The organism is Streptococcus sp. F2 (genome assembly GCF_056500955.1).
Genome location: NZ_JBWKAI010000018.1, coordinates 16,709 through 34,708 on the forward strand (window position 1 = coordinate 16,709; position 18,000 = coordinate 34,708).

Here is an 18,000-nt window from a genome sequence, read left to right on the forward strand (position 1 = left end):
TCTCCTCCTATTCGTTACTTGATTTTGGATCAAAGGCATCGCGTAGCCCATCTCCTAAAAGAATAAATGCCAAGGAAATAAAAACTAAAGCAAGAGCTGGAAGCAAGACTTGAGAAGGGTAATATTGCAAGTTTTCCTGAGCATCTGTAATCAAAGAGCCAAGTGAAGCAGTCGGTGGTTTGACACCGAGGTTGATGGCAGACAAGACTGATTCATACATAATGGCACTTGGTACTGTCATCATGATTTGCACAATGATAATCCCTGAAATATTTGGCAAAACATGTTTAAAGGCAATTTTGACATTGCTTTCGCCTAATGCCCGAGAGGCTAACACAAAGTCGCGTTCACGGTAAGATAAGGTCAAATTACGCACCTGCCTAGCCATAGAAGTCCAACCCACAATCGCAATCGAAATAATAATTGAGGTTACTCCATTTCCAAGCAAGAGTCCCAACATGGTTACAATAACTAAGTTAGGAATAGAGGAAATAATCTCAATAATCCGTTGCATGACCGTATCCACCTTACCTCCAGTAAATCCAGAGACTAACCCGTAAGTAACCCCGATAATAAGGTCAATTAAGGTTGCGACGATAGCAATCAAAAGCGAAATCCGAATACCCACCGTAATGCGTTTGCCAAGACTACGTCCCAGATTATCCGTTCCTAATAGAAATGTTTTCCCTTCTGGGACACCTTGGTCAGCATAAGCATCATTGGCCTCCGTATTTCCAGCATAGGTAATGGTTCCGTTCCAAAATGGCAAGATACTGCTCAATTTAGGAGGTAAATTACGGTAAATGCTAACTTCCTTACTGTTAAAACTATTGGCATCTTGCTTAGAAACCACTGCATTTGACCCTACTGAAAAGACCAGTAGCACAGCCAAAAATAGCATGGCAACAACCGCTAATTTATTATGTTTTAGACGACGCCAAGCATCCTGCAGAAAAGACAGTGCTGGCTTTTGAATTTTTTCTTGTGAATCAGAGCTTCCTGCCCCCACAAGTTGAAATGATTTTCTTTCTTCTACCATAACACTCTCCTATCCCAACCGCACACGTGGGTCTGCTATACTAATGATAATATCAGTTATCAAAATAGCTACCATCAACATGAGGGCGTACACAATCGTTGTTCCCATAATCACAGGATAATCTTTTGTTGGAATGGACGATACAAATTGTTGCCCAATACCTGGAATGGAAAAAATTTGTTCAATTAAGGCCGATCCCGTTAAAATATTAGCAGCCATAGGCCCTACCAAGGTCAATACAGGAATCATAGAATTCCGATAGGCGTGTTTTCGAGTCACTTGACGTTTGGTTAGTCCCTTGGCACGCGCTAATTGAATATAGTCAGAGTTCAAGGTTTCAATCATTTCACTACGGAAAAAGCGAGTGACTTGAGCAAATACAGGAACAGCTAACGCTAACGTTGGCAAGATCGTTTGCCCAAAGGTTCCCCAGCCAGAAAGTGGTAATAAAGCCCATTTGAAACCAAAGTAGTCCAACAGCAACAAACCAATAATAAAGGCTGGCACCGAAATACCAAGAGTAGAAATCACGCTTAGAATGGCGTCAATCTTATTATTTTTATTACGTGCTGAAACCGCTCCGACAAACAATCCAGAGCTAATCCCTACCACAAGGGCTTGAATACCCAAATGAACGGAAACACCTAGCCGTTGCGAAATCAATCTAGTGACTGATTGGTTAATAGATTGGTAGCTGGTACCAAAATCACCATGTAAAATATCAAATAGGTACTTCAAGTATTGTTGCCACAAGGGTTTATCCAAGCCATATTGCTTATTCATCATGGCAATCATTTCATCAGTTAATTTAGGGTTATTGTATGGTGTCCCTGGCATAACCTGCATCAAAAAGAAAGATAAGGTCACCACAACCCACAGTGTCGCTAGTAAAATAGCCACACGTTTTAAGAGATATTTTGTCATATTTTTCCTCTAACAAAAGCAAGAACTGACCGAGGCCAATTCTTGCAATATTTCGTTACCATAGACCGTTACAATGAAGTGAGATAGCGTAAACTTCTAAGAAACCTACTAATCCCCTATCGTCTCGTTAGCCTGATCATCATAATGCCTTAGCTACTTTTCTTAGTAAGTAAGCCAAGTGCTGCCATTACGTCATCCTAAGCGCCAACTAAACAATGGTATGATGCTATCTGAGCTCATTCTTAGTCTCTTGCAGTGTTTTCTGATTTATTTTTTATAAGCGTATGTAAAGTCAACGTTTAATCCAGTTGAGTTACGGATAAGTCCTTTGATGCTTGGATTTTGCAAACCTTTACCACTACGGAAATAAAGTGGGTTGTAAAGGGCATTGTCATAAAGCGCTTTTTCAGCTGCCTTGTAGTCATCTGCTGCTTTGTCTGTATCAAGAGCATCTGTTGTTAAGGCTTTTTCGTAAGCTGAATCGTAATCTGAATTAGTGAACTTACCATAGTTGTAAGCAGAACCTGATTTAAACAAACCGTAGAAGGTTGATCCTTCTGGGTAGTCACCTCCCCAAAGGGCTACAGCTACTTCAAAGTTTTGGTTTTTGGTGTCTTCCAAACGTTGTTTGAATGGTACAAATTTTTCTTCAACGGTTAAACCAGGAAGGGCCTTCTCCCAAGTTTCTTTGATATAATCAACAGAAGCTTTGGCAACTGGGGTATCCGCATCAGCAGTGATGGTTACTTTAAGAGAATCTTTTCCAAGCTCAGCCAAACCTTCTTTGAAGAGCTTACCAGCTTCTTTTTCATCATATTTGTAACCTGGTGCAACATGTTTTGCCAAGTCTGTTCCATCGGTTAACTTCGCTAAACCAGTTGGTGCAATACCAGTTGCTGGTTTTGAACCCGTATCAACAGCAGCGGAAACAATACCTTCACGATCAGTTGCTAAATTCAAGGCTTGGCGAATCTTAAGATTGCTGAGGGCTTCAACAGACCCTGTTTGATTGTAAACCATGTAAGCTGTGGTTGCTTCTAACACTGGGACAACATCTTTATTCTTTTTATTGGCGTTATAGATAGCAGATGTTCCTGAAATGTTAGCAAAATCAAGTTTACCTTGTTTGTACATTTGAACGGCTGTGTCTGGTTTTTTAACGGTTTGAACTTTGACCGTTTTAGTCTTCACGTTCTTAGCATCCCAGTAGTTTTTGTTTTTCACTAACTTAAAGGTGCCACTTGTACCGTTCCAATCCTTGACCGTATATGGTCCAGAGTAAAGCTGTTTTTCTGATGTAGTACCGTAGTCTTTACCTGCTTCTTTAACAAAGGATTCTTTTTGAGGAACAAAGTTAGAGAAGGATAGCAAACTCTTGAATTGTGGAGCTGGTTCTGTCAAGGTAAAGATAACTTTATTGCCATCAGCCTTAACGCCTAAACTATCCAAATCGGTATTCTTACCAGTATTGATATCTTCAGCATTTTTTAAGTGAGATTCTGTTGCCAGATAAGCATATTCAGATGCTGTGGCAGGGTCTACCATACGTTTCCAGGTATAAACAAAATCTTCTGCAGTTAAATCACTACCGTCAGACCATTTCAACCCATCACGCAAGGTTGCTGTATAGGTTAAACCATCTTCTGAAACATCCACTTTTTCAGCTAGATCCGGTTGAAGTTTCCCTTTGGCATCCACACGAAGAAGATTACTACCAGAGTTACCAATGGCTAAACTTGAATACGTGTCTGTGTTTTTGGAAATATCAAGGGTGATGATTTCGGTAGGCGTGTACCAACTGATTTCATCCTTATTATCGGTAGAAGCCGCCTTATTTCCACATGCCATTAAAAGCGTAGCTGACGCAAGTGTTAATGTTCCCAGTCCAATCCGTTTCCATGGATATGATTGTAATCCTTTCATCTCTAAACCTCCTAGAAAAACTGTTGTTAAAATTATTAAGTTAAATTATATCACAATTCTGAAAAAATGGAACACATTTATCTGAAAATTTTTGAATTTATTTTTATAATGGATATATCACTATAAAAGCTGATATGACAAGCTTTTTTAGCATTTTAAAGAATAAATAAACACATGATTTGAATAATAATATAAAAATCCCACTCAGCCACTGAGCGGGATTCTATTTTTCTAATAATTGTGAAGGTAGTTATCAATTTCCCATTGAGACACGAAGGTCGCATAGGAAGCCCATTCAATACGTTTTGCTTCCAAGAAATTGGTATAAATATGATCACCAAGTGCCTCTTGAACCACTTCGTCTTTTTGCAAGGCCTTCAAAGCGTTATGAAGGGTTGATGGTAAGTCAACAATACCTGCTGCATTGCGTTCTTCGACTGTCATGGTGTAAATATTAGCTTCCACTGGTTCTGGTGCTTCAATTTTATTAATAATACCATCTAGTCCAGCTTCAAGCAAGACTGCAAGAGCTAAGTAAGGGTTTGCCGTTGGGTCCACGGAACGTAACTCTAAACGAGTCCCCATGCCACGCGATGCTGGCACCCGAATCAATGGCGAACGATTGCTTCCTGCCCAAGCCACATACACAGGCGCTTCATAGCCTGGAACCAAACGTTTATAAGAGTTAACCGTTGGATTGGTGATGGCAGTATAATTGTAAGCATGTTTCATCAAACCGCCTAAGAAATAGTAAGCATCTTCTGATAACTTCATGCCACGCTTATCATTTTCATCATAAAAGGCGTTGTTGCCTTGCTTGTCAAACAAGGACATGTTACAGTGCATTCCTGATCCAGCAATCCCAAATTTAGGCTTAGCCATAAAAGTGGCATAAAGTCCATGCTCACGCGCAATTGTTTTAACCACAAGTTTAAAAATTTGGATATTGTCACAGGCTTTTAGGACATCAGCGTATTTAAAATCAATTTCATGTTGCCCAACCGCTACTTCATGGTGACTAGCTTCTACTTCAAAACCCATTTTCGTCAAGACATTGACAATTTCACGGCGCGTGTTGTCTGCCAAGTCAATAGGAGCCAAATCAAAATAGCCACCATTATCGTTAACTTCAAGAGTTGGATTCCCCTTGTCATCCATTTTAAAGAGGAAAAATTCTGGTTCTGGCCCAAGGTTAAAGGATTGATAACCAACCTCGTCCATATGTTTCAAGGCTTTTTTCAAATTGCCACGTGGGTCTCCTGCGAAAGGTTTTCCTTCTGCAGTATAAATGTCACAAATCAACCCCGCGACCGCCCCATTCTCATCCCCCCAAGGGAAAACTATCCAAGTATCTAGGTCAGGGTAAAGGTACATATCAGACTCATTGATACGCACAAATCCTTCAATAGATGAACCATCAAACATGGCTTTATTCGATAACACTTTTTCTAATTGCTCTTCAGTTGCAGGAATTTCGACATTTTTCATAATTCCCATGATGTCAGTGAACATCAAGCGAAGGAAGGTTACATTTTTCTCTTTGACTTCGCGACGAATGTCAGCTGCTGTGATTGCCATTGAATAGGTCTCCTTTACGTTTCATCCGAGTCGTATCTTAGATACGAAAATTACCAATATGTTGTGAAGGGGTAGAAAAACCACTTTGAGTTAGCAATTCATCATGTAAGATCCGTCTAACATCTGCATCCGTCAAAGCTTTTTGTTTTTGCAACAGTTTATCTTGACGCTCAGTATATTCACGCTTAATCGCTGCAATATTGAGTCCTTCAGCTAAAAAGTCCTTAATCTCCAATAAACGATCCATATCATTTAAAGAAAACATGCGACGGTTGCCTTCCGTTCGCTCAGGTTTGATCAATTCTTGATCTTCATAATAGCGAATCTGTCTAGCAGAGAGGTCCGTCAATTTCATGACAGTACCGATAGGAAAAACAGCCATTGATCGTCTAAGTTCTTTTTCTTTCATGACAAACTCCTTTCACACCCCCTATTATAGGCTGAAAAAAATAGGCTGTCAAGCCTATATGTCATATTATCTAACATCATTTTACAGATTTTTTCTTGAACCACCTATTTTTAATCAATTCCACGTCAGCATTGACCAAAATAGCCACAAAAACCCCACAGAAAGTTTCAAAAACACGTGAAATCACATAAATGAACGTTTGACCTGTCGGAATCGACAAAGTGATAATTAAGAGAGCTGCTACAGCACCAATAATCCCTGATTTATTATTGAAAGCGACGTTAAACATAATAGTCAACATCGTTAAAATCGGGACCAAAATGAGTGTCACCAAAATATGTTGCTGAAAAAGGGCATTGAAAAAATAAAAGACCAAAGCTAACAGGCCACCAATACTATTGCCTAGTATCCTTGAAAAACCAAACGATAGGGTTCTATCCAAATCTTCTCTCAAACTAAACACAGCCGTCAAGGCGCCAATCTGTAACCCATCCCAATCAAAGAGAATAAAGAGCAACAGAACAAAAAAGACCGATAAGCCTGTCTTAAATGTCCTCATGCCAATTCTAAATTTTTGAGGGTCAAATCTGTATTTCATCTTACCCGCTTTCCTTACCTTACTTTCTTTTTTAGACACAGTTTATTCTAACATGATTACCTGACAAAGAAAACTAATTTTATGTTCCCGCTAAAAGAAGACGTTTTCCTTTCTAAAAAATAACATGTCACCTTTTCTTCATCGCACAAAAATAATACTTGTCCCTATAAAACCAACCTCTGTATTGCTGCCCGCCTACCTTTCTAATCACACAAAAAGATGATGGTTCACTCCCTTTACGATTCCTTGCTGGTACCTCAAAGATTCCAAGAGCAAGTCAGTCGGAGTTATCATTCTTATACAGTCGCTAAGACCAGCAAAAACCTAACTTTAGTCAGGCTAATTTCCCTTACTGATTTTAAATTCTAGGAATACTACTTGTTGCACTAAAAAAGAGTTGGTTCCCCAACTCTTTTCATTCTTAAATGACAGAAGCCTCGTTTCTTCTATCTCTAGCCTCAGACTATCTTTCAGATAGTCTGTACTGATTTGTTGTTTATTTTTCAGTAAGTGCTGCTAATCCAGGTAAAACTTTACCTTCTAGAAGTTCCATAGATGCTCCACCACCAGTAGAGATCCATGAGAATTTGTCAGCACGGCCAAGGTTGATTGCTGCAGCAGCTGAGTCACCACCACCGATGATTGATTTAACGCCTGGTTGTTTCACGATAGCATCCATCACACCGATTGTACCAGCTTGGAAGTCAGGGTTTTCAAAGACACCCATTGGACCATTCCAAACAACAGTTTTCGCACCAGTCAAGGCTTCGTCAAATTTAGCAATTGATTTAGGACCGATGTCAAGACCAAGGAAGCCTTCTGAAACTGCTTCACCTTCTGTATCACGAACAACATCGTAACCAGCAAAGGCATTTGCTTCTTTTGAGTCAACTGGCAAGATCAATTTACCATTTGATTTTTCAAGCAATTCTTTAGCCACATCAAGTTTATCTTCTTCCACAAGTGAGTTACCGATTTCGATGCCTTGCGCTTTGTAGAAGGTATAAGTCATACCGCCACCGATAAGGACTTTATCAGCTTTTTCAAGAAGGTTTTCGATAACACCGATTTTATCAGATACTTTTGAACCACCAAGGATAGCTACAAAAGGACGTTCTGGTGTTTCAACAGCCTCTTGGATATAAGCAATTTCGTTTTCAAGAAGGAAACCAGCAACAGCTTTTTCCACGTTTGCTGAGATACCAACGTTTGATGCGTGGGCACGGTGAGCAGTACCAAAAGCGTCGTTTACGAAGATACCGTCGCCAAGTGAAGCCCAGTATTTACCAAGTTCAGGATCGTTTTTAGATTCTTTTTTGCCATCAACGTCTTCAAAACGAGTGTTTTCAACAAGAAGAACTTGTCCATCTTCCAAAGCATCAATAGCTGCTTCTAATTCAGTACCACGTGTAGCACCAGGGAAAATAACGTCTTGTCCAAGTTTAGCAGCCAAATCATCAGCCACTGGAGCAAGTGATTTACCAGCTTTGTCCGCTTCTTCTTTCACACGACCAAGGTGAGAGAAAAGAATAGCACGTCCACCTTGTTCAATGATGTATTTGATAGTTGGAAGTGCCGCAGAAATACGGTTGTCGTTAGTGATCACGCCATCTTTCAAAGGTACGTTAAAGTCAACACGAACAAGGACTTTTTTACCTTTCAAATCAACGTCTTTAACTGTTAATTTAGCCATTTGAATAGACTCCTTAATATTTTTTATACTCTTCTATTATACCACAATTCTCTTGATAAAGTTAAAATATGAAAACAATAAAATAATAATTTCACAAAATAGAAAATCCTTTCCAAAGAAAGGATTGATTTTCAGAAAATAGCTATCGTAAAAAGGAGAGACGACTCTCTCCTTTATCTGACTTACTTTTCGAAACTTTCCAGAGCCTTACGGCGCTCTTTTAATTGATGAGAAGCATCAAGTTTGTCACCTTTATAAACCGCACTTTCCCATGATCCATACATTGGGTTAGGGAAAATAATAAATTGACGTCCAAACTCTTCTTGTAATTCTGATAATAATACTGTTCTCTCTTCTTCAGATTTTTTAGAGAAATCAGCAAAATCAACAAGATTATCACCAAATAACATAATCAAGTTAGTTGTTTCCTTAACCTTTTGACGACGACCTTCTTTAGATTTTACGCCTTCTTCTAGGAATAACAAGTGATCACGACCTTGAACAGGAATACCTTCTTTTTTGAGATTCTCCATTGTAGCATCAACTTGGCTAGCAGCACGGTCTGAGATGTAATAAATTTGAACCCCATTTTGATCTGCAAATTGCAAGAATTCTTTAGCGCCTGCAACAGGTTTAGCTTCTTTCTTTTGTACCCAAACATCCCAACTTTCTGGTGTGAAGCTTGTTCCCTCTAAGATATTTTTAGCTTGGTAGGGACTATTGTCAAGGACTGTTTCATCAATGTCTAACACAATAGAATAGGGCTTTTCCGTTGCTTGTCCCAATTGATTTTTCAAACGATCAGTCGCTAGTTGATAACCTTGTAAATATAGCGCTTTAGCTTCTGCAGCTCGCTGATACCACAACACAGACAAGGTATTTTCATTAGATCGTAACTGCTCATCACTATAAGTAACCTTAGTCTGTTTAACAGTTTCTTTACTATTAACGTTGGCTTTATGGTCAAGCTGGGCACAGCCTGTCACTAAAAAAAGGGACAGGGCAAGAGATACGACACTAGCAACTTGTTTCGTTTTCATTGAAAAACTCCTTTTTTCTTATTAAAAAAATTTTAACCTTATTTAATTTAAAAGTCAAGTGCTGTTAAATATAAAACAAACCATTGTCCTATTGAAACAAAGAGAACACTTATCTGATAAAGCTCCAATTTACATCAAAAAAAGAACCTAGCAAAAGCTAGGTTCTAAGCATTAATAACTAATTATTTAGCGATTTTTGCAAAGTACTCAAGTGTACGAACAAGTTGAGCAGTGTAAGACATTTCGTTGTCATACCATGATACAACTTTAACCAATTGTGATCCGTCAACTTCCATAACTTTAGTTTGAGTTGCGTCAAACAATGAACCGTATGATACGCCTACGATATCTGAAGAAACGATTGGATCTTCAGTGTAACCGAAGCTGTCGTTTGAAGCAGCTTTCATAGCAGCGTTGATTTCGTCAACAGAAACGTTTTTGTCAAGAGTTACAACCAACTCAGTTACTGATCCAGTTGGAACAGGAACACGTTGTGCAGCACCGTCAAGTTTACCGTTCAATTCTGGGATAACAAGACCAATAGCTTTAGCAGCACCAGTTGAGTTAGGAACGATGTTTGCAGCACCAGCACGAGCACGACGAAGGTCACCACCACGGTGTGGCCCATCAAGGATCATTTGGTCACCAGTGTAAGCGTGGATTGTAGTCATAAGACCTTTTTGGATACCAAATGCATCGTGAAGAGCTTTAGCCATAGGAGCTAAACAGTTTGTAGTACATGAAGCACCTGAGATAACTGTTTCAGTACCGTCAAGAATGTCGTGGTTAGTGTTGAAAACAACTGTTTTAACGTCGTTTCCACCAGGAGCTGTGATAACAACTTTTTTAGCACCGTTAGCATGTAAGTGTTTTTCAGCAGCTTCTTTTTTAGCAAAGAAACCAGTTGCTTCAAGAACGATTTCAACACCGTCAGTTGCCCAGTCGATGTTTTCTGGATCACGTTCAGCAGAAACTTTGATGAAGTTTCCGTTTACTTCAAATCCACCTTCTTTAACTTCAACAGTTCCGTCAAAACGTCCTTGAGTTGTATCGTATTTCAACAAGTGTGCAAGCATGTTTGGATCTGTAAGGTCATTGATACGAGTTACTTCAACACCTTCAACATTTTGAATACGACGGAATGCAAGACGTCCGATACGACCGAAACCGTTAATACCAACTTTAACTACCATTAGTGATTTCCTCCTTATGAAAATCAAAAGAATATTATTAAAGGGAATACTCCCTACCTATTGTGAAAAGATTAACTTACAGCCATCTGTAATAACCTTTCAACAGAACTATTATATAACTATTTCAGAAAAAATGCAAATAAATTAGCCATTTTCATAAAGGACACTTTCCTTGTTTGTCCCATAAAATAGCCTAAAAGTAGGAAACCCCTTTCTTAAATCTTTACTAACACTTCTTAGCATTTAAAAGAAATCACTCCTTTTAGGTTGGACTGTACTATAAAGTTGGCTGACCTAAAAAAGAGGTTAGGATAGCTATCCTTAACCTCTTAGTGGTGATTATTCACCTTTGTTTTTCTTAATGATTTCTTCTTGAACTGACTTAGGAACATCTTCATAGTGGTCAAATACCATCATGAACGTACCACGTCCTTGAGTTGCAGAACGAAGAACTGTTGCATAACCGAACATTTCAGCAAGTGGTACATAAGCACGAACGATTTGGCTGTTACCATGTGCTTCCATACCATCAACACGTCCACGACGAGCTGTCACGTGTCCCATAACGTCTCCAAGGTTATCTTCTGGAGCTGTAATCGTTACAAGCATCATTGGCTCAAGGATAGCTGGTTGTGCAGATTTAGCTGCTTCTTTAAGTGCAAGTGATGCAGCGATCTTGAAGGCAGTTTCAGATGAGTCGACATCGTGGTATGAACCATCGTAAAGTTTAGCTTTAACGTCAACCATTGGGTAACCAGCAAGAACACCGTTTGCCATAGATTCGATCAACCCTTTTTCAACAGCAGGGATGAATTCACGAGGAACCACACCACCAACGATAGCGTTTTCGAACTCGAAACCTTTACCTTCTTCGTTTGGTGTAAATTCAATCCAAACATCACCAAATTGACCTTTACCACCAGATTGGCGTTTGAAGAATCCACGAGCTTGTGTAGAAGCGCGGAATGTTTCACGGTAAGATACTTGAGGAGCACCTACGTTTGCTTCAACTTTGAACTCACGACGCATACGGTCAACAAGGACATCAAGGTGAAGCTCACCCATACCAGCGATAACTGTTTCACCAGTTTCAACGTTTGTTTCAACGCGGAATGTTGGATCTTCTTCAGCAAGTTTTTGAAGGGCAACACCCATCTTGTCTTGGTCTGCTTTAGATTTTGGTTCAACCATCAATTGGATAACTGGTTCTGGAACTTCGATTGACTCAAGAATAACTTTTGCTTTTTCATCAGTCAATGAGTCACCTGTTGTTGTGTCTTTTAAACCAACAGCGGCAGCGATATCACCAGCGTAAACTGTTTCGATTTCTTGACGGCTGTTCGCGTGCATTTGAAGGATACGTCCGATACGCTCACGTTTTCCTTTTGATGTGTTCATCACGTATGAACCTGAGTTAAGAACACCAGAGTATACACGGAAGAAAGTCAAACGACCTACGAATGGGTCAGTCATGATCTTGAAGGCAAGGGCTGCAAAAGGCTCTTCATCAGATGCTGGACGCTCTTCTTCAGCGTCTGTGTCTGGGTTGATACCTTTGATTGCAGGGATATCAAGTGGGCTTGGAAGGTATGCGATAACCGCATCAAGCATCAATTGAACACCTTTGTTTTTGAAGGCAGATCCACAAAGAACTGGGAAGAATTCAACGTTGATTGTTGCTTTACGGATACCAGCAATCAATTCTTCGTTAGTGATTTCTTCACCTTCAAGGTATTTCATCATCAAGTCTTCATCAGTTTCAGCTACTGCTTCAACCAATTTTTCACGGTATTCTTGAGCTTGTTCTAAGTATTCTTCTGGAATATCTTCTTCAAGGATATCTGTACCAAGGTCGTTAGTATAGATTTCAGCTTTCATTTTGATCAAGTCAATGATACCACGGAAATCATCCTCAGCACCGATTGGCAATTGGATTGGGTGTGCATTTGCTTGAAGACGGTCATGAAGGGTTTGTACTGAGTAAAGGAAGTCAGCACCGATTTTGTCCATTTTGTTGGCAAAAACGATACGTGGAACACCATATTCAGTAGCTTGACGCCAAACTGTTTCAGTTTGAGGCTCAACACCTGATTGTGAGTCAAGAACGGTTACAGCACCGTCAAGAACACGAAGGGAACGTTGTACTTCGATAGTGAAGTCCACGTGTCCTGGTGTGTCGATGATGTTAACGCGGTGCCCATCCCATTGAGCTGTTGTAGCGGCAGAAGTGATTGTGATACCACGTTCTTGCTCTTGCTCCATCCAGTCCATTTGTGATGCACCTTCGTGTGTTTCACCGATTTTATGGATTTTACCAGTGTAGTAAAGGATACGCTCTGTTGTTGTTGTTTTACCAGCATCAACGTGAGCCATGATACCGATATTACGAGTTTTTGCAAGTGAAAATTCGCGAGCCATGTGTTTCTCCTATTTTTTTAGTTTACTCTTTATTATAGCATTATTTAGAAAAAACGGATAGGCAGGACCTACCCGTTTTTTCTTCTTATTTTTGATAATAAGAGTTCATTAGTTTGATGTGAGTAACTCAAACAGTTATCGTTAAGTTGTTACATCTTATAATTGAACACGAGTTACAGACCTTCAGTGAACAAAGATAGACTCCCTTATGCACAAGCGCACAGTGTCACTTCTCTATTTTTCACTGATATGCTAACTCTTTGTATCTTATTAATTGAGTTCGAGCTACAAGCCACTGACAAAAAGATAATAGTTCCTGTTTTGTCTTGGACTTGCTTAACGCTCTCACATCTTATATTAGTTGAATTTTAGCTATAAATGTCTGCCAAAAAGATAAAATTGCCTAGAAACTGAAGTTTCTGCGTCAATTTCCCTATTTTGGCTAGCATTTGTTTGACGCTAAAATATCTTATATTACCAACGGAAGTGTGCGAATGCACGGTTAGCTTCAGCCATTTTGTGAGTATCTTCACGTTTCTTAACTGATGCACCTGTGTTGTTTGCAGCATCCATGATTTCTTTTGCAAGACGGTCTTTCATAGTGTGCTCACCACGTGCACGTGATGCGTTTACCAACCAACGAAGCCCAAGTGTAGTACGACGTTCTGGACGAACTTCAACTGGGACTTGGTAGTTAGAACCACCAACACGGCGTGCGCGTACTTCAAGTACAGGCATGATGTTGTCCATTGCTGTTTCAAATACTTCAAGAGCATCGTTTCCTGTTGCTTCTTTGATAGCGTTGAAAGCATCGTAAACGATAGTAGCAGCTGTACCACGTTTACCGTCAAGCATAACACGGTTGATAAGACGTGTTACAATTTTTGAGTTATATAATGGATCTGGTAATACTTCGCGTTTAGGCGCTTGATTTTTACGACTCATTCTTTCTTATCCCCCTTCTATTATCCTTTTGGACGTTTAGCACCGTATTTAGAACGGCCTTGTTTACGGTCAGCAACACCTGCTGTATCAAGTGCGCCACGAACGATATGATAACGTACCCCTGGAAGGTCTTTTACACGTCCACCACGAATAAGAACAACGCTGTGCTCTTGCAAGTTGTGTCCGATACCTGGGATGTAGGCAGTTACTTCGATAAGGTTGCTCAAACGTACACGAGCGAATTTACGAAGGGCTGAGTTAGGTTTTTTAGGTGTCATTGTTCCAACACGAGTTGCAACTCCACGTTTTTGTGGGGCAGCCATTTTAGTTTGAACTTTTTTGTGACTGTTGTAACCAATGTTCAAAGCTGGTGAATCTGATTTTTCAACTTTAGATTTACGTGGTTTACGTACCAACTGGTTAATTGTAGGCATCTACATTCTCCTGTGTTTTTTATTTTTGGTTGATATGGCACTTGGTGACAGCCCATATCCGGTGCACTTTTTGCAACAATTGTCAGCACGTCTCTGTACACTTTTGAGAGACCAAAAGTAAAAAGTACCGTCTAATATAATAACACAGACGGTACTTCATGTCAAATAGATTTTCCGCTTTTTTAGCTTATTTCAACTTACTGTTTAGAGACTCATACAACAATAGAATGCTAATCTGACTACAGGATAAACACAGGCTTTTATCTAGTGTCCTTACGAAGTTTAACCCCAGTCAAACCAACTGCCGCCAGCATAACCACACCTGCTTTGAGAGCACGTTGCGTACTTTCGTCAAATTCTGAAGTCATATTGCTTGTGGTAGATGAACCAGCACCGTATGATTTCTTGGTTGAGGTTTGCGTAACAGAAGAGGTTACTTTAGAAACAATAGCGTTTGTAGCAACCATTTCAGAGACTTGACCCACAAGGGCTTCCGCTACAAGACTTGTGCTCTCAGCAGCCATTTTAGCCGATGCATCGAGTAGCTCTTTTGTTTCTTTAACCACTTCTTTCACAATAGGTGTTTTGTCCTCTTGATCCGGAAGAAGAAATTCACGAGCATCCAAAATAGGAAGTCTTGACAGGTCTGTCAATTCAGTGATTCTCTCTTCTACCCAACGATCTTCTTTTTCCTGAACTAAAGTTCTTAGAAGCGTCAATTGATGCTCTGCTGTTGCAATAGCTGCTGCTAAGCTAGCTTTCTGTGTTTGTAAACTTGAGAGATTTTCTTGAGCATTTGCCAAAGCTACTGTTGTGGCTTCTAACTCTTGTTTAGTTTGGTCGATTTGTTTCAGCGCCAATTGAAGACGGTTTGGATTTGCTTTGAAATCACGCAAGGCTTCCAGGTTGGCTTTCTTTGTCATTAAGTCAGCAACTTTTGCTGAAGCTTTTGCTGCTGCTTCCTCCATATGATGAAGAGTGACTTTCGAAGCCGCCAATTGCGCTAATGACTGGTCAAGTTTTGTTTGCAACGCTTCTAATTCTGTTTTTGCAGCCAACAACTTAGTTCGTAATGCACCCTTACTGTTACTCAATTGTTGTGTCATTTGGCGATTCAAGAGAGCTGAGCGATTCGCTGACTGTTCTACTTGATTTTGCAGCTGCATGATTTTTGCTTGCGCTGCGATGATTTCAGCTTCCTGATCAACAGCCTTTAAGCGGCTTTCTAATGATGCAATTTTCCCTTTAATTGTTGCAATACCAGCGGACACTGTCGCCACTCTAGTTGAATAATCGTGAGTGTCACCTGAAGCTGCAATTTGAGATTTGCTGAAGCGGTTGTGGTCTACAATATTTGATTCCGGGAAAATAACAAAATGTTCATTTAATGATTCTACATTACTTGTTGAAAAACCAAGATAAACAGGCGCTTCCGGACGATGCTTATCCACACGTAAGAAATTAACCGCATGGCCGTAAGTATTTCCATGTAGATTATCAGTAAAGAGCATATACTTGATGCTGTCATAGATACCACGCTTAATGCCATTAACCGTATGCACATCATTAAAAGCCCCTACGTTTTCATACATGTTATCGTCTCGTTGCACTAGACCCGTGGCAACAGCAGAGGCTTCGATAAGTGTTTTATCGTGAGGACCTACACCGTAGTGACCCGCAGCGCCAGGTTGCCCGTAAACAAACCAAGGCCTAACATTGCCGTGTGTTTGCTTGTAGCTAGTACTGAGTAGACGAGCAAATTCTTGGGAACCAGCTGTCACAACGACTGGAACTAAACCAAGTTGTTGACGCACACCATTAATCATGTGTGCAGCAAATTGGGCCAGTTCATTTTGAACTTCTGGCGTGAGATTATCTGGATCAACAAAACGAGTGCGATCAGCCGGAATGTCTACATACTGATTTTGCTGATTTCCTGGCGTTGCCTTAGCAATGATGGTATCTGCATGTTCACGGTAATAACTGTTGTAACTCGCAGAACCAATGTAACCACTCGCAGCTAACTTTTTAATCTCTTCAAAAGGATAACTTTGCGGCGCTTGCATCTTATTTTGTCCAATAATGCTACTTTGCGCTGTTGGCGCTGTTATCTTTAGACCACTTAATTCCGCTTCCTTGTTTGCTAAGGCTGCTTTATTGGCTGCTAAATCCTCAGTGAGCTGTCGAGTCACTAACGTTTTCTGACTCGCTAAAGCAGCTTTAGCTTTTTCCAACTCAGCCACAACCTTTTGAGTACCATCACTTGCCGCTTGTGCTGCTGCAGAAATGGCTTGTGGTTTGCTAATCATGTCATTGAGCTTTGCCACTTCTTGCTCTGAATCAACGACCTGTTTCGTTAAGTTTTTCGCCTGTTCACTCTGACTTGCAATAATGGCTTTTTGAGAAGCTAAAGCAGCCGCTTCAGCTTCTTGACCTGTTTGTATCTCAGCAAGTTCAACTTCAGTAGCGATGAGCTGGTCTTGATACGCCTGCGCTTCTGCAAGAAGGTTCTCTTCGTTGCTAGCAATGGTCTCGGTATAAACTGTCTGTGCCGTTGCCAGAGCCGCTTCTTGTTCGGTCTTTTGAGCTTGTAGCTGTTCAACCTCTTTTTCTTTATCAGCAAGGCTAGCATCAACTTGCGCCAGTTCTGCTTTTTGTTGATTTAGATTAGTTTCAACAGCTTCAACAGTTGCCTTTGCCTCTTCAAAAGTTTCTGGTTTTGGAAGACTCTCTTCACTAGTATTACTTGCTTGAGCTCCCTCTGATGCCAAATCGTCTGCCTTAACATGATGGGACACACCGACACTGGCACTTAATAAAGCGATAGTCGATGTTAAGGCAATTTTTTGCTTAACTTGATTTGGCTTTGGTTGTTCTAGGTCCATGCTCTCTCCTTTTCCCCTTGTCTCATTTGTCAAAGATATTCCCAACTTCTACAACTACGTTATTGTTTTTGACATCAATCTCAGACACCTTTAGCAATGATTTAAACGCCATTTGTTCTCGCTCAGACTGGGCATTTTCTGCAAAAACAGCTACACCAACCAAGGTGCTATCAAATTCTGCTAGCAGACTAATCATCCCCGTAATCGTCCCGCCGCCTTTCAAAAAGTCATCCACAATCAACACTCGACTGTTTGGTTTCAAACTACGTTTGGACAAAAACATTTTTTCGATACGGTCACTCGAAGCACTGGCATAGTTGACAGAGACGGTAGACCCTTCTGTGATTTTCAAATCGCGTCTCACAATGACAAATGGAACATTCAAAATATTAGCAACAGCATTCGCAAGGGGCACTCCTTTGGTTGCAACTGTCATGACAGCATCAATCTTTTGCCCTTTAAAGGCATTGGCAATAATACGACCTATGTTCTGTAAAATCTTAGGGGTGCTCAAAAGATCTGATAGGTAAATGTAACCGCCTGGTAAAATACGGTCACTTTCTGATAACCGTTGGCACAAATCTTCAACAATTGTGCGAGCTTCCGCCTCTGAAATACTTGGCGTAAAAATCACACCACCACTAGCACCTGTTAGCGTATCAATCTCTCCAATATTGGCCTCTTCAAAGGCTTTTTTTATGATAGCAATGTCTTCTGAAATAGAAGATTTAGCTGCTTCATACTTAGTAGCAAAGGTGTTTAAACTGGTTAATTTATAAGGGTTGTTAATCAAGTAATTTGAAATTACAACCATACGTTCACTTCGTCTTAATTTCATATTTTCCCCATTTTCGTGTACTTTATCATATTATACCATATTCTTCATAAAAAAACGAACATTCGATTAAGGAAATGTCCGTT

At 40.2% G+C, this 18,000-nt stretch carries 14 protein-coding genes; all 14 read right to left on the reverse strand.

The features are described 5' to 3' along the window. Nucleotides 1-7 precede the first annotated feature (7 nt). A complete protein-coding gene (locus ACYTR8_RS06665) occupies nt 8-1,039 on the reverse strand; it encodes an ABC transporter permease (RefSeq protein WP_479641898.1) in 1,032 nt (343 codons plus the stop codon). 9 nt (nt 1,040-1,048) lie between these two features. Beyond that, nucleotides 1,049-1,963, reverse strand: a complete 915-nt coding sequence (locus ACYTR8_RS06670; protein ID WP_111717599.1) for an ABC transporter permease — start codon at nt 1,961-1,963, stop codon at nt 1,049-1,051. A gap of 267 nt (nt 1,964-2,230) precedes the next feature. Next, nucleotides 2,231-3,886 carry a peptide ABC transporter substrate-binding protein gene (locus ACYTR8_RS06675; protein ID WP_003058031.1) on the reverse strand — a complete coding sequence of 552 codons (1,656 nt, stop codon included), beginning with the start codon at nt 3,884-3,886 and terminating at the stop codon, nt 2,231-2,233. A 231-nt stretch (nt 3,887-4,117) separates the two neighbouring features. Continuing rightward, a complete protein-coding gene (glnA, locus tag ACYTR8_RS06680) occupies nt 4,118-5,464 on the reverse strand; it encodes a type I glutamate--ammonia ligase (protein ID WP_003058015.1) in 1,347 nt (448 codons plus the stop codon). 37 nt (nt 5,465-5,501) lie between these two features. Further along, nucleotides 5,502-5,873 carry a MerR family transcriptional regulator gene (locus tag ACYTR8_RS06685; RefSeq protein ID WP_003052801.1) on the reverse strand — a complete coding sequence of 124 codons (372 nt, stop codon included), beginning with the start codon at nt 5,871-5,873 and terminating at the stop codon, nt 5,502-5,504. A 76-nt stretch (nt 5,874-5,949) separates the two neighbouring features. After that, the gene (locus ACYTR8_RS06690; protein WP_111717600.1) at nt 5,950-6,471 is read right to left on the reverse strand and encodes an FUSC family protein; all 522 of its coding nucleotides are present in this window, start codon (nt 6,469-6,471) and stop codon (nt 5,950-5,952) included. A 496-nt stretch (nt 6,472-6,967) separates the two neighbouring features. Further along, on the reverse strand, nt 6,968-8,164 hold the full coding sequence (locus ACYTR8_RS06695; RefSeq protein ID WP_479641899.1) for a phosphoglycerate kinase: 1,197 nt from the start codon (nt 8,162-8,164) through the stop codon (nt 6,968-6,970). A 182-nt stretch (nt 8,165-8,346) separates the two neighbouring features. After that, nucleotides 8,347-9,204 (reverse strand): 5'-nucleotidase, lipoprotein e(P4) family, encoded by an 858-nt coding sequence (locus ACYTR8_RS06700; RefSeq protein ID WP_111717602.1) that lies wholly within the window; start codon nt 9,202-9,204, stop codon nt 8,347-8,349. Between the two features lie 182 nt (nt 9,205-9,386). Next, on the reverse strand, nt 9,387-10,397 hold the full coding sequence (gap, locus tag ACYTR8_RS06705) for a type I glyceraldehyde-3-phosphate dehydrogenase (RefSeq protein ID WP_003052840.1): 1,011 nt from the start codon (nt 10,395-10,397) through the stop codon (nt 9,387-9,389). Nucleotides 10,398-10,736: 339 nt separating this feature from the next. Next, nucleotides 10,737-12,815, reverse strand: a complete 2,079-nt coding sequence (gene fusA / locus ACYTR8_RS06710) for an elongation factor G (protein WP_111717603.1) — start codon at nt 12,813-12,815, stop codon at nt 10,737-10,739. A 474-nt stretch (nt 12,816-13,289) separates the two neighbouring features. After that, nucleotides 13,290-13,760, reverse strand: coding sequence for a 30S ribosomal protein S7 (rpsG, locus tag ACYTR8_RS06715; RefSeq protein ID WP_002992078.1), 471 nt, complete (start codon nt 13,758-13,760; stop codon nt 13,290-13,292). Nucleotides 13,761-13,780: 20 nt separating this feature from the next. Then, nucleotides 13,781-14,194, reverse strand: a complete 414-nt coding sequence (gene rpsL, locus ACYTR8_RS06720) for a 30S ribosomal protein S12 (RefSeq protein ID WP_003052844.1) — start codon at nt 14,192-14,194, stop codon at nt 13,781-13,783. A 260-nt stretch (nt 14,195-14,454) separates the two neighbouring features. Beyond that, on the reverse strand, nt 14,455-17,079 hold the full coding sequence (locus tag ACYTR8_RS06725) for an SEC10/PgrA surface exclusion domain-containing protein (RefSeq protein ID WP_479641900.1): 2,625 nt from the start codon (nt 17,077-17,079) through the stop codon (nt 14,455-14,457). A 22-nt stretch (nt 17,080-17,101) separates the two neighbouring features. After that, nucleotides 17,102-17,917 carry a pur operon repressor gene (gene purR / locus ACYTR8_RS06730; RefSeq protein ID WP_129556274.1) on the reverse strand — a complete coding sequence of 272 codons (816 nt, stop codon included), beginning with the start codon at nt 17,915-17,917 and terminating at the stop codon, nt 17,102-17,104. Nucleotides 17,918-18,000: the final 83 nt, after the last annotated feature.